Origin of the sequence: [Clostridium] aminophilum, assembly GCF_900101295.1 — a bacterium.
Lineage (GTDB): Bacteria > Bacillota > Clostridia > Lachnospirales > Lachnospiraceae > Clostridium_R > Clostridium_R aminophilum_A.
The window spans coordinates 1-21,380 of record NZ_FOIL01000046.1; the positions used below are offsets into that span (position 1 = coordinate 1).

Below are 21,380 nucleotides of genomic sequence, written 5' to 3' on the forward strand. Positions count from 1 at the left end.
CATAGACATTGCCCATCTTGTACTCCGGATCATTGACGAACTGATGGCACGGATAGAGATCGCCCCATGCGGTCACCGCCAGGTACTCGGTGCCGGATCCGCATCCGGAAACACGCTTATATACACACGGTCCGTGCTCCAGATCGATCATATAGTGATAGAACGTGATCGGCTTTCCGTCTTTCTCTCTGCGAAGCATATCCTTTGCAAGGATCTCATACTGCTCGTAGAGAACCGGCAGATCTTCCTCGGTCAGGGCGCTTGGGCTGGACGGATCGGTCACAACCGGCTCCATGGAGAGTTCGGTAAAGCCGAGATCGTCCGCCATATGGAAAATGTCCTTTGTGAAATCCGTGTTGAAATGAGAGAATGTTCCTCTCATGTAATAATTCTGATCGCCTCTTGCCTTCGCAAACTTCTGGAAGTTCGGCACAATCCTGTCATAGGATCCGTTGCCCATCGCATCCACGCGGAAGCGGTCATTGACCTCTTTTCTTCCGTCCAGAGAAAGCACGACATTATAGCACTCTTTGTTGGCCCACTCGATGACCTCGTCCGTTACGTTGACGCCGTTGGTGGTCAGTGTGAAACGGAAATTCTTGTTGTGCTCCTTCTCGATCGAGCGCGCGTACTCGACAATCTTCTTACAGACATCAAAGTTCACGAGCGGCTCTCCGCCGAAGAAATCGACCTCCAGATTTCTGCGCATACCGGAATTCTTTACCAGAAAATCAATGGCTGCCTTTCCGGTTTCAAAATCCATGAGTCCCTGCTGACCGTGGAACTTGCCCTGTGACGCAAAGCAGTAGGAACAGTTCAGGTTGCAGGTGTGCGCCACCAGAAGGCAGAGCGCCTTGACAACGGTGCCCCTGTCTTTCAGGTAATTCGCCGCCGGGCGGAAGACATCTTTGGTAAAGAGCTTGTCATTCTTTACCAGTTCCTCGATATCGTCAAAGGTGTCGCGGATATCCTCCTCGGAGGCATCCGGATACATGCGGCGGATCTCGCCTCTCACCTCATCCTCCGGCTTTCCCTCGTCCAGAAGATGGATGGCATCGTAGGCCATATCATCCGTCACATGAATACTTGCGCTATATACATCAAGAACGATGTTGTAACCGTTCATTTTATACTGGTGAATCATACTTTTTCTCCTTAACGCAGAACGACCGGGGCGTGATGCCACGCCCCGGCCGGCGGAATGTTTCGATACAATCGAATATTTCGCACTTCGTGCTCCATGTTCTTATCGGCGCCGCATAATCATGCGAAGCATTCCCCGTCGGGCGCCGCCTTCCGCCGGAGACAATATAATCTTTGTCTTTACGACCGAAATTATATCTTAGTTCTTCTTCTCGCACTGCTGATTTGCGATACCGCAGCTTGTCTTGCAAGCAGACTGGCAGGATGTCTGGCACTCGCCGCAACCGCCGTTCTCCATGCTCTTGTTCATGTCACGTGTGTCTAATGTCATGATGTGCTTCATAGTCTATCCCCTCTCTGCTGTTACCCAGCGGAAATATATTTTATCTGAATAATGATACATCAAAGGGGAACGAGTGTCAATCGTTCCCCCGGAAATACAGTAACAGGCGATTACAGAAGATGCGCTCTCAGCTCTTCACCGCTCATCTCGGAAAGATATGCCGGTGCAATATCCAGAACCGTCTTGCAGCCGGTCTGACCTTCCTGATGCATCCGGTAAGCCGCTCTCGCATAAGCGATAATGACGCTTGTGGTAAACTCCGGATTGGAATCCAGCTTCAGGCTGTACTCAATGATGTGGGAGTGCTCTTTGTTCGCGCCGGTCTTGCCGCTGCGGAACACAAAACCGCCGTGTGCCATTCCCGCGTGGTTCTTCTTCAGCTCTTCCTCAGAGATGAAGTGAACGGTGGTATCGTAATCAGAGAAGTAGTTCGGCATCTCCTTGATCTCTTTCTCCACCTTTGCCGCGTCAGCGCCGTCCTTCAGAACAACAAAGCACTCTCTTAAATGCTTCTGTCTGGTGGTCAGTTCCGGCTGGGATCCGCTTCTTACCGCCTCCAGTGCGCTCTCCACCGGAATAGTGTACTGCTTCGCATCCTGCACGCCCTCAATACGGCGGATCGCGTCGGAGTGTCCCTGGGAAATGCCCTTGCCCCAGAAAGTGTAATCCTTTCCGTCCGGAAGAATGGCGTTGGAATAAACCCTTGCCAGAGAGAACATGCCCGGATCCCATCCGCAGGAGATCACGGCGATCTTTCCTGCCTTCTTCGCCGCTGCGTCTACATTGGCAAAATGCTCCGGGATTCTTGCGTGAGTATCAAAGCTGTCGATGACATTGAACATCTCCGCATACTTCGGAGTCATCACCGGAAGGTCGGTTGCGGATCCGCCGCAGAGAACCATCACGTCGATCCTGTCTTTCCATTTCTCCGCCTCATCCACGCTCACAACCGGAACGCCTTCGGTGAGAATCTTAACGGAAGACGGATCTCTTCTGGTAAATACCGCAGCGATCTCCATATCGGAAGCTTCCTTTGCAGCGATCTCGATTCCTCTGCCCAGGTTTCCATATCCCATGATACCAATTCGAATGCTCATGCTGTTTTCCTTTCTTTGATGTTCAGCTGCTTGGTTATGACAGCGATTCTATTCATAACAATTACATGGAAAGTATTATAACGCGGAGATTGTCATCCCACAAAGTTTTTTATGTATTTTTTTCAAAAACCGGCGGCTTGTCATACCGAATTCTCATTTTCAATAATCTTTCATTATAAAGAGCATTCCATCTTTTTATGTTTTGGCGCAAGGTCCTCTGCTGGTCACCGCAAGGTGCCCCCCTCCCTGGCGGAGCACTCAGCGACGCATATTTCACCTGACGGCTATGCCGCTTAGTGAAACAGCGTGCTGAGGCAGGTTTTGTCAAGCGTAATGGATTTTGCTTACAGTGGCGTGCACAGCCTCGCGAAGCGTTTTTGTTTCATAGGGAATTTTGAAGTAATCTCCCATGAAACGAGACGAAACACGCGTCGCGGGTTTCGAACGTTTAGCGGCAGTCGCCAGGGCCTCGTGCAAGCACAGACTTTGGCTCGTGCTCGCGAAAAAAACGAGAACCTCCGCACCGCAGCGGGTGCAGAGGTTCTCTGATAAAAATATGTTATGAGCAGGATCACCGGCCCAAACGACCGATTTCACCGGATGATTCCGTTCTCTCAGGAAAGGCGGAACGGATCCACCAGTTTCTTCAGGTGATCTGCCTGATCGGAAAGCTCGATGCTCGCCGCCGCACTCTCTTCCGATGTGGAAGAGTTGGTCTGAACAACCGTCGAAATCTGATCGATTCCAATGGTGATCTGATCCAGTGCCTGTGCCTGGCTCTTCGATGCATCCGAAATCTTCGTGATCATCACGTCGGTCTCCTCCGCGTAATCCTTTACGCGGTTGAGCGCATCCGCTGTCTCCGCGGCAAGGGCTTTTCCTTTTTCCACGGCTTCCACCGCCTGGGTGATCAGCTCGCCGGTGCTCTGTGCCGCTCTTCCGCTTCGGTTTGCAAGGTTTCCGACTTCATCCGCAACAACCGCGAATCCCTTTCCGGCCTCGCCGGCGCGGGCCGCCTCGATCGCCGCATTCAGGGAAAGAATATTGGTCTGGAACGCGATGTTGTCAATCATGCTGATGACTTCCTGAATCTTCTGGGAAGCCTCTGCGATCTCATCCATGGCTCCGGTAAGCTTTTCCATATCCTGATTGCTGATCTCGATGGCTTCTTTGGTCTTTCTCGCAATCTCACTGGCACCGGACGCATTGTCCGCATTATTCTGAACCTGTGAGTTGACATCACTGATGGTGGAGGACAGCTCCTGAATGGAACCGGCCTGCTCCGTCGCGCCCTGCGCGAGAGCCTGTGCTCCACCCGAAATCTGCGCCGCGCTGTCCGCAATGCGATTGGACGACGTGCTGATCTGGCGGAGAGAATCACCTAAAATACGGCGGATCTTATTGATGGACTGGTTGGTTCCGGCCAGATCTCCGATATACATGTGTTCACGGCTGCTGGTGGTCACAAAGTCTCCGTCCGCCATCGCCGCCAGAACTTCATCCTCATCCGAGAGCACCAGTTTCAGTTTGTGCGCCATATCGCGGAATACATCCGCAAGTTCTCCCATCTCATTCTTCGGGAAATCAATGTCCCGGTCAGCGGCTTTCAGATCAAACTGCCCAACGGACTGCGCCATCTCTGTCAGCGGTTTGATAGAAGCAAGGGCCCGGCGCACAACAAAATATGCTACCAATGCGATGCCGGCCAGTCCGAGAATACCGATCACAACGATCGCCGCGATGATACCGTAAAGACCTTTGTAAATCTCACTGGTATGAACGATCATGGAATTGATCCACTGCATGTCGGTTCCTTCCAGTTTTGCCGGTGTGAACACCACAAGACACGGCTCTCCGGTCAGCGGATCCTTCGCCTCGGAGAGACGAACGTGATCCTGTCCGAGTACATCATCCAGAACGGCCTGCGGGAACGGCGCCTCGGTTCCGACTTTGGAGGCATCTCCGGTATGTGCAGAATAGACATTGGTCTCATCGGAAAATGCCACATAAGAAGTCTTATATCCACCGTCACTGTAATTCAGCTCATTCAGTTTATCCAGAAGCATGTCGCAGTTCGCAACACCGATGAACTTTCCGTCCGCCACGATCGGGGTGCTGAGCGTGATAAGCCAGGTCTTGGTTCCGTCAGACAGTTCATATTCATACGGTTTTGTGATATGCGTCGACATCATCTGTTTTGTCGGCGCGTAATAGTCTTCGGTGCTGTATGTCGCGTAGTCATTCAGGATATCAGTCTGAATACCGTTTCCGCTGCTGTACACATAATAGGAAAGGCCATCTTCCGTATCCGGAAAAAAGGCATTCGGTTCAAAGGCAAAATACGCGGAAAAGCAGCTGCCGGACTTTACTGCCGAGCTCAGAGATTCGATGATCGTCTCTTCGCCGACTTCCCGTCCGAGTTTCTGACAGCTCATGACACTTTCGCCCAGCGCCTTTGCATAAATCTGCATGCCGTCCATATACTTTTCCATGGTCACGACGTTTGTCTGCGATGCGGTTTTCAGCTGATCGCCGTAAATTGTCTTTATCAGTCCTCCAGACATAGTGCTGAACGCAATACACATGATCAGGATGATAACGGCCGCACATACGCTGACAATTGCAGGAATCTGAATTTTCAGGCTGTGTCTTTTTCCTTTCACAGATTTGTTATAGGTGTTTTTCATTACTAATTCCTCCTCCGACAGGAGATTCTCAGAATTCCTGTCTCTTCTCAGACTCATCTTGTCCGGTTTTTTATCGCATTCTATGATTATTATCGACATATGCCGAAAAAATATAGCCTGTTATACCCTTTTTTTAACAAAAAATGCCCTTCATCCGAAATAATCCGTGGAATATTTCGGACGAAAGGCATTTCCGATCCGGAACGGTTCACCGTTTCCTTCTTCGGTTATCGTTCTTCCGTCATCGTTGCTCCGTTTCCTTCTTCCATTATCGGTCTTCTGTCGAAATCTTTTCCCTACGAATCAGATCCAGCATAATATCCGCGATCTTCGGATCAAACTGACGTCCCTTTCCGGACTCAAGTTCATCGACAATACACTGTCTGGACAGTCTTTTTCGATAGACACGGTCCGTGTTCATGGCGTCAAAGGAATCGGCCACACAGATCATGCGGGCAATCAGCGGAATCTCCTCTCCGGCTTTTCCCTCCGGGTAGCCGCCTCCGTCATAACGCTCGTGGTGATAGAGTGCACCCATTCCGGCATCTTTCAGACTCTTAAACCGGCTCAGGATTTCTCCGCCGCGCACCGTGTGCGTCTTGATGATCTGATACTCATCCAGATCCAGTCTGCCCGGTTTCCCAAGAATATGATCCGGAACACCGATCTTGCCGCAGTCATGCAGAAGAGCTATGTAATATATCCGGTCAAGCTCCTCCCCTTCAAATCCCATCTCTTCCGCGATCAGCCTGGTATACTGCGCCACACGCTTCGAGTGACCGTTGGTATACGGATCCTTTGCATCAATGAAGCCGGTGAAAGTCTCGATGGACTCATTGATGATGATATTGTCCCGTTCATGAAGCACTTTATACTTTTTGATCTGAGCTGACGTGATCGCAAAGATGATCAGCGCGACGAGCCAGATTCCCAGACAGCAGCCTGCAATCCGGGCAAGAGGTTCACTCCTCAGCAGACGGTGAAACTTGTACTCCAGCTCCAGCGTCGATTCGCTAATGTCCTCGCCGATCCGGACATACATGATAATTCCCGGCGTAGTTCCCTCTTTCGGAGCGATCGGCACTTCGCGGGCATTCATCGTAGCACTCGGAATATATCTGCAATAATCGCCGGCATGCAACGCGATAAACGGTTCCCCGTCAACAGCGAACGTTTTCAGCGGATAGTCATCCGGATGAAATTCCCTCAGATCAGGAACGGTTGCTGTGATCTCTCCGCCATTCGTATGCTGGTGAATTTCCAGCGCACCGTTCCATGCGGAGGACAGAAAGACATCTTGGTTGAAGGTCAGAACAAACGAAAAATCCGCCACTTCATCCTGCGTATGATTGATCACGGTAAAATCATACGTATATGCCTGGAAGTTGTGTTCCGTCAGCCCCTCGTCATTCAGATCAAACGCCTTCGACCATGTACTGCCTCTCGGAACGGCATTGATGCTGACCGGCTTTGATTTATCGATCTCCGTGGTAAAAAGTTCTTCCCCGGTCGTGGTCATCCGATGCTTTGTCCGGTTGTAAGCCCGTGTCCGAAACACTCCACCGAAAAAGACTGCGAGTATTACCGCAAGTGAAACAATGAATAACAAAACAGTTTTCTTTCTGCCTTCTGTCTTCATCTACTACTCCTTCTGCTCGTAATCATTTCCCTGTCCAGAGAATTCCTCTTTCCGGAAACTCTTTGCGCCGGGACCGCGCTGCATAAGGGGCTTTCTTTTATTCGAATGCGGACTCCGTCAGAAAAATCTCCGTGTTCCGCTAACCGCTCCGGATCCGTCCGGCTGCAAGTCGGCGGTCCGCAACAAGCGGTCTATTATTCTTACATTATATCAATAATTGTATCATATTTCACTTTTATGTATATATTTATGAAGATAAATTTCATTCAATATTGAGCAATCAAATTTGAATCCCATAGATCACCGTGCCGGCCGCCGCGGAGATTACAATCAGCAGAATCGGGGAAATGCCGCCTTTCCGGATTCTCCGGCTTCCGTAATAGACCACCGCGAGAAGAACCGTCATCACCGCGGGACAAACTTCCGGGGCTCCGTTCGTCAAAACAAACGCATTCCTTGCGGTCATATTCACGCCGGTTGCAAGGATGATCCCCGTCATGCAGGGCTTCAGTCCGCGAAGGACCGCCTGCATGCAGGGATGATTCCAGATTTTCTTTAAGATACCGAGCACCAGGAGAATGATCAAAAAGGAGGGGATCACCACCGCAACGGTAGCCACCGCAGCTCCGGTCGCGCCGGCCTGTGTTCTTCCGACATAAGTCGCCATATTGACCATAATCGGTCCCGGCGTGCTCTCACCGACCGCAATCATATACGCAATCATCTCTTCATCCATCCAGCCGTAATGGAGAACCACATCCCGGATCAGCGGAATCGCGCCGTATGCCCCGCCGAATGCAAAACATCCGACTTTCAAAAATCCGATGAACAAATCCGCCAGAATCATTTTGCATCCCCTTTCCGCTCCGCCGCAAGATACAGCGCCAGACTCACAAAACCGCACAGAAGCATCACCGCGATGGAGGAAATCTTCACGGCGAACACGTTAGCGGCCGTCATCGCCGCAAATGCAAAGAGCAGAAACAGATCCGGCCTACGGCTCTTCTGCTTCTTCCGCGTCTTCTGCAGCATTTTCCATCCGGCGTCCAGAATCAGAAGCCCGACTGCTGTTTTGATGCCCCGAAACGCATTTACGATCCACGGAATCTCCAGAAAGCGGTCGAGAAACGAGGAGATCAGAAAAATGATCACGAAGGACGGCAAAACCATTCCGAACGTGGCCGCCAGCGCTCCGGGAAGCCCTTTCTGCTTATATCCCACAAAAGTTGAGCAGTTGATTGCGATGGGCCCCGGCGTGGATTCCGCGATCACCGTGACATCCATCATTTCATCATGGGTGATCCATCGTTTCTTTTCCACACAGATATCTTCAATAAGGGAGATCATCGCATATCCGCCGCCGAAGGTGAACATTCCGATCTTCGCAAAAACCAGAAATAATTCCGGCAGGGAATTTCCCGTTTCCCGTTTTTTTTCCGTATTCATGTTTATTCCTTTCTTCATTCACTCCGATATTCCGGAAAGGAGGATTCTCCCGCCATGGCTCCGGTCATCCTCCTGTATGTCACGGAGAGTATACCACGAAAAGCCGGATCCGGGTGAGCACTTGTGCGGTTCCTGCGGCGCGGTATACCGACAGCCCCCGCCCTTCATGCCGCACTGCGCATAAAACCGCCCGCAGAAGGGGCGGTTGCCTTATCGTCTCAACTGTGATATGGTAGGAACGCTGATTTTTCAGCAAACAGAAACACATGAGTTCGAAACCTTCCTCATGTAAAACAAAACTAAAGGAGACCAACAGAAAATGAGAAACAAAAATGTATTGCGAATCACCCAGGCAGCGCTGATCGCGGCTCTCTATGTCACTCTGACATATGTGTTTGCAGCGATTTCCTTCGGAGAGGTCCAGCTGCGAATCGCCGAAGCACTGACCATCCTGCCGATGTTCACACCGGCAGCCATTCCGGGCCTTTTCGTCGGCTGTATCCTCGGCAATATGCTGGGCGGTGCGGTTCTTCCGGATATCATCTGCGGAAGTCTCGCTACACTGGCCGGCGCATACGGAACCTGGATGCTCCGGAACCGCCAGCCGTTCTTCGGATGCATTCCGCCGATTGCCGCCAACATGCTGGTGGTTCCGTTTGTCCTTCGCTACGCGTACGGCGTTGAACTTCCGATCCCCTTCATGGCTCTGACCGTCGGCGCGGGAGAAGTGCTCGGCTGCGGCATCCTGGGCTGCATTCTGTATTACGCTCTTGTACGCCACAAGAGAGCGATCTTCCGTTCGGAAGACGCGAACGTTCCGGACCCGCAGATGTGATCCGGTGATCGGCTCCAATGACCGGATCCGATGATCCCGCACCTCTCTTCCGGCTTCCGGAAAGACGCAGTCAGAAAAATTATCATTATGAAATAAAAAAGGTTTAAACCGCCCGGTTCCGGCTGATTGCCGGTTCCGGGCGGTTTTGATGTTGTATCATTTCAGAGAACCTTTCCGTGTCACCGAGAAAGATACCGGAGAAGCCGGTCCTGAAAATCATGGTAGTAGGGCTTCTCCGCGCAAACAATGTGGGATCCGCCGGGAATTATCTCCAATTCCGACCCTTCCGGCAGTTCCCGAAGACAATCCTTCACCAGATCATAATTCAGATAGGGATCCTGATCGCCACAGATAACCAGCGTCCGGTTCGAAATCGCAGAGAGATCGATCAGTTTCCGCGACGCAGCCACGCAGATATCCCGTCTTCCTCCGTTCGGACTGGACTCCCCGTCATAATGCCAGCAGTTCGAACACCAGACTTCCCGCAGAACCGGATCGGAGACGGCATCATCAAAGGCTCCGTCTTTTGTCTTCTGAAAATCTTCTGCCGCATGCTCCCAGGTATTACGATGAAACGGCTCCGTCACTTCAAATTCCCCCACACCGGAGAGAATCGGCGCATAGAGAACCAGCTTTCCGATGTGTTCCGGATGTGCCGCGGCGAAGCGGCTCACCGTAACCGTTCCCCAGCTCCAGCCAAGGACATCCGTCTTCTCCCTCCCCGAGATCTCCGTGATTTTTTCTGCGGCTGCGTTCACATCTTCCGCGGCGTAATCCGAATCCGGCAGGAACCCGTCCCCCACCGTTCCCGACTGTCCGAATCCGGCAATATCCAGAAGCCATACGCCGTATCCGTTTTCCGCCAGTTTCCGCGCAAGGCTGTAATCCTGATACGGAATATCAAATTCATGGGAGGAATACGTCACACCGTGAACCAGAAGGATGTCCTTTTCCGGTTCCCCGTCCTCCCGGCTGATCCGTACAAGATGAAGATCCACTCCGTTTCGAACAAGCGGAACCTCGCGGTACTCATACTCTGCAGAACATCCGGACCGCTTCTCCTCCGCAGAAGTCTCCGTATTCTCCTTCTCCGGATGAACCTCCGCCTCAGCAGCTCCATTCTTCGCTTCCGGCTCCGCACCCGGTGTCTCCGAACTCTTTACCGTCGGCAGCATCGGTGCAGTCTGTGCGGTCTGCAAAACCTGTCCGTCTGCTCCGTTTCCGCAGCCGCCCATTCCGAGGCATACCATCATGCCGACAGCCGCCGCAGCTGCAGCTGATAACCATTTTCTCATATTCTTACCTTCATTCCTTTCCCTTTTCCAGAGACATCCCGCCCCCCGCGGGAACTCTGTTTTTATGATACCATGAAACAGATCCCGGAGAACATTCCTATATTTTTGTTTGCTTCCGCAAATCCACCTCACCGGAACCGGCGTTCCGCCATACGCGCTGTCGAAAAATCATTTTCTAATATAATATTTCTCTGCAAAACCGACGATATTAATAGACAGACTTACGGCATGATTTCCTTTTTTCGGAGGAATGATTATGAACAAAAAAACCGACAGCCTTCTCTTTAAACTCTCGATCCTTTTTGTATTCATTACCATACTTATCATGGGAATCACCGGTTTTCTGACCTACCGCGAACAGACCAGAAATTATGAAAACGAATGTCAGGAGCGGATTCAGAACGTCGGCCGTTATCTGTCTTCCCTGATGGAAGCGGACGGCGAAGAGTTTATTGCGTTCCAGAATTATCTGATCCGGCACCGGGATGAACTTTCTCTTCCGGTTGATTTTTCCACCGATTACCGGGAAGCCAAAAACCAGATGATCAGCATGCTTGCGGAGCATTACCCCGGCCGCACGGTTGGCGTCGATTTTTCCTATGAAGAGCTCGAGCCGGAAACGGCGCGCTCTTTTGCGCTCTATAACTATATCTATTGGACCGGAATCTTTGAAAAAGCCAGAGAAGAATTCGGCGTCATTTACACCTACTACATCACCCCCTCCGAAAAGCCGTTTCATATGTACTATGTCATCGACGGTGTCCGCATGGAGAAAGAGGACGGAAGCGGCGACATGTTCATCTGCTTGGATGTGGAGGAACCGCTGGAAAAGCACGAGAAGATGTGGGAGGCCTGGAACACCGGAATTGCACCGAACGGCTATGATGTCTACGGTGACGAATATGAATACGGAAATACCTACGCCTACTATACTCCCCTTACCATTCACAGGAAGACGATCGGCGTGATCGGTGCGGAAATCGAGATTGAAAAAGTGAACCGGAGGATTCTGAAAAACAGTGTCCGCCTCGGAAGCGAAATCGGTCTGATCATTTTCCTCTCCTCCATGATTCTCCTTATATTCATCAACCACTATTATCTCAAGAAACTCCGCTCTCTCCAGCAAAATGTCGGAATTTACGCGGAGACCAAAGACGTAACCATCGCCAATCTCATCACCAAAGACATCCGGCACCGCAATGAAATCACAGCGCTGTCAAGCCAGATTGCCGCCATGATTCTGGAGCTGGACACACATATGAAGAATCTTATTGCCGCCCGGACAGAACTGAATGTCACCCGGGAACAGATGCAGATGCTCGGGCTTCAGGCCGAGCGCGACGCCCTCACGGGAATCCGGAACCGGCTGGCATATGACAATGAGGTGAACCGCATCGAATACCGCATGACCGCCGAAGGATTTACGGCATTCGGCATCGCCATGATCGACCTGAATTTCCTGAAACGGATCAATGACAACTACGGCCATGACAAGGGCAATTTCGCCATCAAACGGATCTGCGAAATCACCTGTCGCACCTTCAGCCACTCACCGGTATTCCGGATCGGCGGCGATGAATTCGTTGTCATTCTGGAAAATGAAGACTACATCAATGCAGAAAACCTTGTGGAGCAGTTCCGCCGGACACTTCAGGATATCAGTCTCGATAAATCCCTCTCTCCGTGGGAGCAGGTATCGGCTGCCATCGGATGGACCCGTTTCACTCCGGGTCAGGATGAAAACATAGAGAGCGTCTTCAAGCGTGCAGACAGTCTGATGTATGAGAACAAAACAGCAATGAAAGCCGCGCGGACCGACTGATTTTTTCCCTCCTGTCCGTTCCGTATCGGCAGCTTTCTGACAGCAAGGCACGCCATGCCGGAATTCCGACATGGCGTGCCTTGTTTGCTTACGCGAGCAGCGCGCCAAAGCCTGTGCTTGCACGGGGCCTTGGCGCGCTGCCGCGAAACGTTCGAAACCCGCGAAGCGTGTTTCGTCTCTTTGATGGAGGAATATTGTCTTATCTCAGTCGTATCTCAGCCTTATTTCTGTCTCATCTCATCGCGGATTGCCGCCGCTTCCGCCGCCAGCTTCCGGATTCCGTCAAAATCCTCCTTCGCCAGAAGATCTCCGGGAACAATCCAGGTTCCGCCGCAGGCGATGAGATTTTTCTGCGCGAGGTATTCCCGCACATTGGAAGGCTTTACACCGCCGGTCGGCATGATTTTCACCGATGCATACGGCCCGGCCAGTGCCTTCAGCATACTGACGCCGCCCAGAACCTCGGCCGGGAAAAGCTTCACCACCTCGAGGCCTTCCCGAACCGCCGTCTCCAGTTCACTCGGCGAGGCGATTCCCGGAATGACCGGAACATTCTGCTTCACGCACCAGCGCACGGTTTCCACATTCAGCCCCGGGCTGACGATTCCCTGTGCACCGGCCCGGACGGCTTTTTCCGCCGTCACCGGATCCAGCACGGTTCCCGCAATCACAAGCATCTCCGGCACTTCCTTTGCAATCCGGCGGATGGATTCCTCCGCAGCGTTGCTCCGGAATGTCACCTCTGCCGCCGGAAGCCCGCCCTCGCAGAGCGCCCTTGCCAACGGAACCGCATGTTCCGGTGTATCGATCTTAATGACCGGGATAATCCCGATTTCTCCGATTCTCTCGATTACGTTCATCCTCTGTCCTTTCCGATCGCCGTTCTCTTCGCTCCGCCGCCGACTACTCCAACGTCGCTGCCCGCTGCGCTGCCGCTCGCTCCGTCCCGGTGACCTTCCGTATCTCATCGGAAACCGGCAGACCGCCGGATTCCAGATTCTGTTTCTGCTCAGATCGCCGCCGGGGTCGTCTTGATAAAAGTCTCCAGTTCCTCTCGGGTCGGCAATCCTTCATTGTCGCTGACATTCATGATCTGGATCGTTCCGATCGCATTGCCGCGCCGAACCGCATCCATCAGATTCAGACCTTCCAGAAGCGCACTCTCCACGCCCACCGCAAAGCCGTCTCCCGCGCCGACCGTATCCACGATCGGTCCGTGCTGGAAGGACGGAACCGAGAACCCGCAGTCCGCGGTATACGCCGCCGCGCCGGAAGCTCCGGTCTTGACGATCACGCACTTCACGCCGAGGTTCAGATAAAAATCCGCAATCGCTTTCGGATCCCGGCTTCCGCACAGAACCTCGCCCTCGTTTTCACCCGGCATCACATAATCGGCCAGAACCGCCATCTGATTGATCGCATGGATCATGATTTCCCTGTCCTTCCAGAGCTGCGGGCGAAGATTCGGATCAAAGAAAACCGGAATCCCGGCTTCTTTTGCTTTCTTCATCAGATATCGGGAGGCCTCATGCGCGCTTTCGCTTGTCGCCGGAAGAATACCGGATGTGTGGAGCGCATCCCACGCCGTCAGATCCAGACTCTCCACATCCTTCACCGAGATCGTGGAAGCAGCGGATCCCTTACGGTAATAGTAGATATCCGGATCCCCGCAGCTGGTCTTGCTCTTCAGCATAAACCCGGTCTGGCGGTCTCCGCTGAACATAACCATCGATGTGTCAATGCCGTTGTCGCGCATGACATTCACGATCTGGCGTCCGAACGGATCATTTCCAAGCTTTGTGAGATACCCCACCGTGTGTCCAAGCCTTGTGAGCCCCACCGCCACGTTGAATTCCGCGCCGGCTACCGAGGTGCTGTAATGGCGCACATTTTCCAGCAGCGCTTCCTCCTGGGCAATGAAGAGTCCCATCGGCTCCCCCAGTGTCAGAATTTTCCTGCTCATTGTTTCCTCCCCTGCTACATTTCAAAGACCCGCTGACGGATCCTTCGCGACGGACGCCGCAGCTTTTTTCCGCATTTTTCCTCTCGCGTCGTAGCGTCCGTGCACATCCGCGCGGTACGTCTTCACTCCGCCGGAGCATATCCCCCGGGAAGTGAGCTCCGTCCGCTCACTGTCTTCTGGTAAGATGGAACCGGAATCCCGCGATGTCGTCCCGGAAATAGATCACATTCAGCTGACCGTCCGGCGCATATCCGGCCGAGTCCTCATCAAACGCAATCCCCTTGTCTTCAAGATATTTTTTTGCCTCGTCAATGTGACTGGTGCGGACCGCGATATGCCCGAGTCTTCCGAGATACTGCCGCTTCATCAGTTCAAACTGCTCGTTGACAAAAATACTGCCCTCGGTCTCGCGAAGCTCGAATCCGAAAAGATCCGCCAGCACCTGAGCCGTCTTCTTTGCCTCCTCCGCATTGTCGTGATTGATGCCGACATGCGCCAGTTCAAAATCAAACTTCTTAACATCTTCTCTCATATCTTGTCCTCCAGGCTCAAGCAGACAAGCTTGCTTGTCTATTTGAGCCGTCAATCAAAGTTTGAAAGTTTACTTTCAAACTTTTGTCCTCCGGAATCCTGCCCAAGCCGGATTTACTCAGACTCGGACCGGATCCTCCAATATGGTTTGAATCTTTCCTTTCAAGCGTTCCGTTCAGCGTGGTTTCCCGTCCGGACCGCTTCACCGCGCTTCATCGCATATCCGGAATCGCGATCTCGTCCATGTCGTCAAATTCTTTGTTTTCGCCGCCCATCGCCCAGATGAAGGTATAATTTGACGTTCCGCATCCGGCATGAATGGACCAGGACGGGGAAATGATGGCGTCAAAGTTCTGAACCACCATGTGTCTGGTCTGCTGCGGCTGTCCCATCATATGGAACACCGCATGGCCCTCCGGAATATTGAAATAGGTGTAAACTTCCATTCTTCTCTCATGTGTGTGAGCCGGCATGGTATTCCAGACGCTGCCCTCCGCCAGCTGGGTCAGTCCCATGCACAGCTGGCAGGTTTCCAATACATCCGGATGGATAAACTGGTTGATCACACGCTTGTTCGCGGTCTTTCCGTCCCCGCAGGGGCGTTTGTTGGCCTGTTCAAAGCTGATAAAGGTTGTCTTGCAGGGCTTGTGCGCCGGCGCGGAGACCATGTAAAATCTTGCGGGATTCTCCGGATCGTCGCTTCGGAATGTGACCTCCTTCGAGCCCATGGAGATATAAAGACAATCCTCAAATCCCATCCTGTATTCCGTTCCGTCCACCAGAATCACGCCGCTGCCGCCGAGATTGAACACGCCGCCCTCTCTTCTCTCAAAGAAGAAATGGGTTCCGAAATTCTTCCAGATATCGATTCCCTTGTCCACCGGAACGGTTTCATGAACCGGCATGATGCCCACAACCACCATGCGGTCCACATGGGAATAAGTTGCCTTCACCTGATCCGGCTGATACAGATCCGTGATCAGAAATTCCTTCCGGAGTTCCTCCGTGGTATAACGTTTTACATCTTCCGGTCCTGTGCTGTAACGAATATCCATCTTCTGTCACCTCGTTGTCACCGACCACCCCTTTTTCCGGCGCGATCAGTCTTTTCTCTCTATTCTGTATATCCTTTTCTGTCTCATCATTCCCGGCATCACTTTGCTAGATATCCGCCGTCGATCGGAATCACTGCTCCGGTGATGTAATCGGACGCCTCGCTGGCAAGGAAAATGGCGAGACCTTTCATATCTTCCTCATTGCCCCAGCGGCCTGCCGGAATGCGGCCGAGAATCTCGGCATTTCTGGTTTTGTCGTTGACCAGCGCGGTATTCATCTCCGTCGCCATATAACCCGGAGCGATGGCATTGACCTGAATGTTCCGGCCCGCCCAGTCATTGGAGAGCGCTTTGGTCAGCTGGGCCACGCCGCCCTTGCTGGCCGCATACGCCGGAACGGTGTGTCCGCCGAAATACGACAGCATGGAAGCCATGTTGATGATCTTTCCGTGCCCCGCCTTCAGCATTTCGTTTCCGGCAAGCTTGCAGAGCTTAAAGACCGCATTCAGGTTGACCTCCAATACAAAATACCAGTCCTCATCCGTAAAATTCTCCGGCATGTTTCTTCGCTGCACGCCAGCGTCATTTAACAGAATATCAATCTTTCCTCCCAGAAGCTCCAGCGCTTTCCGGAACGCCGGCTCCACCTGATCCCTTTTGCTGAGATCGACCTGAACCGCCGCGACGTCCAATCCATCCCGCTTCATCTCCTCCGCCGTGCGGAAGACCGCTTCGGAGGATCCGGCGATCACGACTTTCGCTCCCGCCTGCGCCAGCCCCTCCGCCATTCCCCGGCCGAGGCCTCTTGTTCCGCCGGTTACCAGCACTGTCTTTCCGGTTAAATCAAATTTTGTGTATGCCATGTCAGACGTGATCTCCTTCCTCATTCTCAAAGCAGAACATAATTTTCAGATTCCTGCTTCCCGGGTCCACCGCGTCCGCAAATGCCGCTTTCGCGTCATCCGGCGAATAGACCGCGGTAATAATCTTTTCATAATCGTCCGCGTGTTCCGCCACGAGTTTTACCGCGATTGCAAAATCCTTTCTCCGGTAGACTCTCGTAAACTGAATCGAACACTCTTTGAACATTCCCTGTCCGAGCGGAAGGGATGCCGGCTTCGCATATCCCGCGATAATAAAGATCGTCCCGTGCACCTTCACCGCGTCAAACAGGTGATTTGCCACCGGCTGCACGCCGGCACAGTCGATGACCCAGTCAAAGCCGTCGCCGCCGGTGCGGGATCTGCAGAATTCCGCCATGTCACTGACCGTGGTCGGGTCCACGGTTTCAAATCCCATCTCCTGCGCTTTGGCTCTCCGGGTCGGATTGGTCTCCATGAGAAGAAGATCCGTACATCCGTATGCTTTCAGAGTGCAGGCCGTCGCCAGTCCGATGGCTCCCGCGCCGAAGAGGATTGCATTGTCTCCCGGGTGATAATTTCGCTCCCGCAGTGCGTGAACGGTCACCGCCACCGGTTCAATGAACGCGCCCAGCTTCATGCTGAGGCTGTCAGGCATCTCGACGATGCTCTCCGCCGGACATACGGTATACTCCGCAAAGCCGCCGTCCCGGTCGATTCCAACCAGTCCCAGCGTATTGCAGACATGCTCGTTTCCTTCGCGGCACGGCGTGCAGTGCCCGCAGGATAACAGCGGATATACCGTAACGCGCGCGCCCTTTTTGATGCCGGGAACGTCATCACTCTCCAGAACACCGGCATATTCGTGCCCCATGATCAGCGGGGCCTTCGCTCTCGGGTGAAATCCGTGATAGATACTCTTATCGGTACCGCAGATTCCCGCATGGGATACGCGGACCATCGCCCATCCTGCCGGAACCTCCGGCTTCGGAACCTCTGTCGTCTCCACCTGATCCGGGCCTTTCCAAACAATTGCTTTCATCGCATTCACGCCTTTCTTTTATGCCCTGTCAATATGATTGACCGGATATTTCACCGGTTCTCCTTTCAGGAAACGGACCGCTTCCTCCGCACACTTGCGTTTCAGTTCCAGTGCCGCCTCCTCGGAATACCAGGCTTCATGCGGCGTGATCAGAACATTCTCATGACGGAACAGCGGATTATCCTTTTCGATCGGTTCTCTGTTGAAGACATCGAGTCCGGCACCGGCGATCTTTCCGGAAGTGAGCGCCTCATCCAGCGCTTCCTCGTCCACAAGGCCGCCGCGGGATACATTGACCAGATAGGAGCCGTCCTTCATCTTTGCGAAGGCCTCCCGGTTCATCATGTGACAGTTCGTCTCATCGAGCGAGCAGTGCAGCGACACGATATCCGACTGAGCCAGCAGCTCATCCATCGTATCCACATAGGTGATATAGGGGAGTTTTTCCGCGCCGGATGCCGCATACTGCGGATCATAGGCGAGAATGGTGCATTTCAGCGCATGAACTCTCTCGGCAAACTCACGGCCGATTCGTCCCGTTCCGACGATCCCGACCGTCATCTCCGAGAGACGGTGTACCGGAATCGCATCCGCGTAGTTCCACTCTCCTTTTCTGGTTCTTTCCGCCAGCATCCATGCTTTCCGGACAACGCCCAGCATCAGGGTCAGCGCCTGATCCGCCACCTCATTCATGCCGTAATCCGGCACGTTGCATACCTGAACGCCGTATTTCGTCGCGTCCTCCAGATTGACATTGTCCACTCCGACACCGTAGCGGACGATGAATTTCAGAGTCGGAATCGCCTCAAAAACCTTTGCGTTCATCCTGCAGTACTGATTCAGGAAACACACGGCTCCCTGACACTCGCGAATCACTTCTTCTTCATTCAGGCAGTGGAGCCAGCGGAAATCCTCTCCGGCTTTGTCAAACACTGCCTTTTCGGTATCCACTTTGTCGTGGTCACAATCTACGATGATAATCTTCGGATTCTGTTCCATGGTTTGAGATCCTTTCTTGAAAACCGGTCCGGCATCATCCTCATGCCGAACCGTCAGAAATATTTGCCAGCCGTGGGTCTGTCATCAGCACAGTGCCAGTGCCTGCGGAATTCCGAGGGAAAGCACCGGAACAAAGGTCACCAGAAGCAGGCAGACCGTAACGGCAATAAAGAACGGGATCAGCAGACGGATAACCTGCTGAATGGACACATTTCCGATCCGGCATCCCGCAAACAGAATGGCGCCTACCGGCGGTGTCAGGGTTCCGACACAGAGGTTCATGACCATCATCAGTCCGAAATGAACCGGATGCATGCCCCAGGTCTGTACGATCGGCAGGAAAATCGGGGTAAAGATCAGAACGGCCGGCGTCGGATCCATGAAAGTGCCGACCACCAGAAGAATCACGTTCATGATCAGGAGAATCACAACCGGATTGCTGCTGATTCCCAACAGTCCCTGAGAGATCAGCTGCGGAATCTTGGCATAGGACATAACCCAGGACATAATCGAGGAAACGCATACCAGAAATTCGACAACCGCGGTTGTTTTAACCGAATCCAAAAGCATTTTCGGAAGCATCTTCAGATCCAGGTTCTTGTAGATCAGACTGAGGACAAATGCGTAGACCACGGCGATGGCTGAACCTTCCGTCGCAGTGAACACGCCGTTCAGGATACCGCCGATCACGATGACGATCATCATCAGGGACGGGATTCCCTCCCAGAGGATCTTCAGGCTCTCTTTCATCGAAATGTGCTGAGTCTCCACATATCCTCTCTTTTTTGCCATGACACCCGCAACAACCATGCAGGCAGCACCCCATAAGAGTCCCGGAATATAGCCGGCCATAAACATTGCCGCAACCGACACACCGCTCGCCACCGTTGTATAGACGATCATGATATTGGACGGCGGAATCATCATTCCGGTAGGACCGGAGGCAATATTGACCGCAGCCGAATACTCATCGGAATATCCTTTTTCCCTCTCCAGCGGTCCGAGAATCGAACCCATCGCGGATGCAGCGGCAACGCCGGATCCGGAAATGGCGCCGAACAGCATATTGGCAACGATGTTCGTCTGTGCCAGCGATCCCGGCAGGCGATGAGCAACCAGCTGCGCGCATCCGATCAGTCTTTTCGCGATGCCGCCGCTGTTCATCAGGTTTCCTGCAAGGATGAAGAACGGAATGGCCAGCAGCGAAAAGGAATTCGCGCCGGTGAACATGCGCATGGCTGCCGTAATCATCGCTTTATCAAATGGAAGGATGACCATAACGGCCGCAGCGGAGCTGAATCCGATGGAAAGACCGATCGGAAAACCGAGGATCAGTGTGATGACTATTCCGACTACCATCACCAGACCGGATAAACTCGCAATCGTCATTTAGTTTCCCTCCTTATTCTCAATTTTTTCTTTGTATCTTCGCACATCGTCCGCCGCCAGCCATATGCTGTAGAACAGCATGGCTGCGCCGCAGAACGGAATAGCCGCATAGATGAAACCCATCGGAATCTGGAGGGCCGCATCCAGCTGAATCATCTGCTTCGTCGTCTGCGCCCATCCGCCGATCAGCATGACGGTGACGGCAAAAATCAGCAGCACCGCCTCAATGAGAAGATCCACACACAGTCTCGGGAACGGCTTCAGCACGTCTTTCAGCACCGTGATGTCCAGGTGCTCTCTCTTCCCGAATACATACGCGCTTCCAAACATAATGGTCCAGACGAACATATACTGCGCCAGTGTCTCCGCCACCGCGCTCGGTTTACTGAAGAAATATCGGGCGATAACCTGATATGTGACCAGGATCGTCATGCATGCGAGCAGAACAATGTTTGCCCACTCCATAATTTTATCCAGGACAGATTTGATCGCATTCAATACTTTCATGTCCTAACCTCCCTCGTATTTTTAGAGCCCCGCACTTTCATGCGGGGCTCCCTTAACCTTCAACCAGCCGATCTGCCCTGCAAATCCGGAATACGCTGTCAAAGAATCCGGGCAAAACTGTTGCAGAGAAGCTTACTTGATCTCTTTCAGCTTTGCATAGATGTTCTTTGTGGTCTCACTTCTGTTTGCAACATTGTCGATCAGAGTCTGGCAGTTCTTCTGGAACGGAGCGATGTCAACCTTTGTTACGGTTACGCCCAGATCTTTTGCCTGCTTGTAGTATTTCTCACGAAGCTCGCCGCAGAGCTTGAATGCGGTATCCACAGACTTTGCCGCAACTTTCTTGAGTGCTTCCTGATCCTCCTGGCTCATCGCATTCATCACGTCAGCGGAGATAACAAGCTCATCCGGAATCATCAGATGGCCGGTCTCGTTGTAATACGGAGCAACCTCATACTGCTTCAGATCAACATAGGTGATGATATTGTTCTCTGCGCCATCCAGTGTCTTGGTCTGAATTGCGGAGTAAACATCGCCCTGGCTCATCGGAGTGCCGACGCCGCCCATCGCGTTCATCATCTGAATCATGGTATCCGACTGCATGACACGAATCTTCTTTCCGCTCAGCTCCTCCGGAGTGGTGATCGCGCCGTCGCGGCTGTATACGTTTCTCGGTCCAAGGCTGTATGCCGCCAGACACCGGAAACCTGCGCTCTCGGTGGAAGCA

The 21,380-nt window shown here is 52.8% G+C and carries 20 protein-coding genes; 2 read left to right on the plus strand and 18 right to left on the minus strand.

Annotated features, from left to right (window positions below):
* The 7 genes from scfB to BMW41_RS11045 all read right to left on the minus strand — a co-directional run.
* A partial coding sequence (gene scfB, locus BMW41_RS11015; protein WP_074650130.1) for a thioether cross-link-forming SCIFF peptide maturase occupies positions 1 to 1,144 on the minus strand: 1,144 nt, incomplete at its 3' end.
* 198 nt (positions 1,145 to 1,342) lie between these two features.
* Positions 1,343 to 1,486 (minus strand): six-cysteine ranthipeptide SCIFF, encoded by a 144-nt coding sequence (gene scfA, locus BMW41_RS11020; RefSeq protein ID WP_074650131.1) that lies wholly within the window; start codon positions 1,484 to 1,486, stop codon positions 1,343 to 1,345.
* Between the two features lie 110 nt (positions 1,487 to 1,596).
* Positions 1,597 to 2,583 carry a diaminopimelate dehydrogenase gene (locus BMW41_RS11025; protein WP_074650132.1) on the minus strand — a complete coding sequence of 329 codons (987 nt, stop codon included), beginning with the start codon at positions 2,581 to 2,583 and terminating at the stop codon, positions 1,597 to 1,599.
* 614 nt (positions 2,584 to 3,197) lie between these two features.
* Entirely contained in the window at positions 3,198 to 5,270 is a 2,073-nt protein-coding gene (locus BMW41_RS11030; RefSeq protein ID WP_074650133.1) for a methyl-accepting chemotaxis protein, read from the minus strand.
* Between the two features lie 268 nt (positions 5,271 to 5,538).
* Complete coding sequence (locus tag BMW41_RS11035) at positions 5,539 to 6,789, minus strand: HD-GYP domain-containing protein (RefSeq protein ID WP_207646885.1); 1,251 nt, start codon at positions 6,787 to 6,789, stop codon at positions 5,539 to 5,541.
* Between the two features lie 400 nt (positions 6,790 to 7,189).
* A complete protein-coding gene (locus tag BMW41_RS11040) occupies positions 7,190 to 7,756 on the minus strand; it encodes a chromate transporter (protein WP_074650135.1) in 567 nt (188 codons plus the stop codon).
* On the minus strand, positions 7,753 to 8,355 hold the full coding sequence (locus BMW41_RS11045) for a chromate transporter (RefSeq protein WP_074650136.1): 603 nt from the start codon (positions 8,353 to 8,355) through the stop codon (positions 7,753 to 7,755). The genes BMW41_RS11040 and BMW41_RS11045 overlap by 4 nt, the downstream gene beginning before the upstream one ends.
* Positions 8,356 to 8,674: 319 nt before the next feature.
* Between BMW41_RS11045 and BMW41_RS11050 the strand changes: the two genes are divergently transcribed.
* Positions 8,675 to 9,190, plus strand: coding sequence for a QueT transporter family protein (locus tag BMW41_RS11050; protein WP_074650137.1), 516 nt, complete (start codon positions 8,675 to 8,677; stop codon positions 9,188 to 9,190).
* Between the two features lie 179 nt (positions 9,191 to 9,369).
* Here BMW41_RS11050 and BMW41_RS11055 read toward each other — a convergent pair whose 3' ends face one another.
* Positions 9,370 to 10,485 (minus strand): alpha/beta hydrolase, encoded by a 1,116-nt coding sequence (locus BMW41_RS11055; protein WP_074650138.1) that lies wholly within the window; start codon positions 10,483 to 10,485, stop codon positions 9,370 to 9,372.
* A 256-nt stretch (positions 10,486 to 10,741) separates the two neighbouring features.
* On the opposite strand from BMW41_RS11055, the gene BMW41_RS11060 reads away from it, so the two are divergent.
* Complete coding sequence (locus BMW41_RS11060; protein ID WP_074650139.1) at positions 10,742 to 12,307, plus strand: GGDEF domain-containing protein; 1,566 nt, start codon at positions 10,742 to 10,744, stop codon at positions 12,305 to 12,307.
* A 221-nt stretch (positions 12,308 to 12,528) separates the two neighbouring features.
* On the opposite strand, the gene BMW41_RS11065 is transcribed toward BMW41_RS11060, so the two are convergent.
* From BMW41_RS11065 to dctP, 10 genes are all read right to left on the minus strand, one after another.
* A complete protein-coding gene (locus BMW41_RS11065; protein WP_074650140.1) occupies positions 12,529 to 13,167 on the minus strand; it encodes a bifunctional 4-hydroxy-2-oxoglutarate aldolase/2-dehydro-3-deoxy-phosphogluconate aldolase in 639 nt (212 codons plus the stop codon).
* A gap of 149 nt (positions 13,168 to 13,316) precedes the next feature.
* On the minus strand, positions 13,317 to 14,270 hold the full coding sequence (locus BMW41_RS11070; protein ID WP_074650141.1) for a sugar kinase: 954 nt from the start codon (positions 14,268 to 14,270) through the stop codon (positions 13,317 to 13,319).
* A 166-nt stretch (positions 14,271 to 14,436) separates the two neighbouring features.
* Positions 14,437 to 14,802 (minus strand): VOC family protein, encoded by a 366-nt coding sequence (locus BMW41_RS11075; protein ID WP_074650142.1) that lies wholly within the window; start codon positions 14,800 to 14,802, stop codon positions 14,437 to 14,439.
* A gap of 211 nt (positions 14,803 to 15,013) precedes the next feature.
* Positions 15,014 to 15,856, minus strand: a complete 843-nt coding sequence (kduI, locus tag BMW41_RS11080) for a 5-dehydro-4-deoxy-D-glucuronate isomerase (protein WP_074650143.1) — start codon at positions 15,854 to 15,856, stop codon at positions 15,014 to 15,016.
* Between the two features lie 98 nt (positions 15,857 to 15,954).
* Positions 15,955 to 16,719 carry an SDR family oxidoreductase gene (locus BMW41_RS11085; protein WP_074650144.1) on the minus strand — a complete coding sequence of 255 codons (765 nt, stop codon included), beginning with the start codon at positions 16,717 to 16,719 and terminating at the stop codon, positions 15,955 to 15,957.
* 1 nt (position 16,720) lies between these two features.
* Complete coding sequence (locus BMW41_RS11090; protein ID WP_031472105.1) at positions 16,721 to 17,758, minus strand: zinc-dependent alcohol dehydrogenase; 1,038 nt, start codon at positions 17,756 to 17,758, stop codon at positions 16,721 to 16,723.
* Positions 17,759 to 17,776: 18 nt separating this feature from the next.
* Entirely contained in the window at positions 17,777 to 18,757 is a 981-nt protein-coding gene (locus BMW41_RS11095) for a C-terminal binding protein (RefSeq protein WP_074650145.1), read from the minus strand.
* An 84-nt stretch (positions 18,758 to 18,841) separates the two neighbouring features.
* Positions 18,842 to 20,146 (minus strand): TRAP transporter large permease, encoded by a 1,305-nt coding sequence (locus tag BMW41_RS11100; protein ID WP_074650146.1) that lies wholly within the window; start codon positions 20,144 to 20,146, stop codon positions 18,842 to 18,844.
* A complete protein-coding gene (locus BMW41_RS11105; protein ID WP_074650147.1) occupies positions 20,147 to 20,653 on the minus strand; it encodes a TRAP transporter small permease in 507 nt (168 codons plus the stop codon).
* Positions 20,654 to 20,785: 132 nt separating this feature from the next.
* The coding region (dctP, locus tag BMW41_RS11110; RefSeq protein WP_177171227.1) for a TRAP transporter substrate-binding protein DctP at positions 20,786 to 21,380 on the minus strand (595 nt) is incomplete at its 5' end.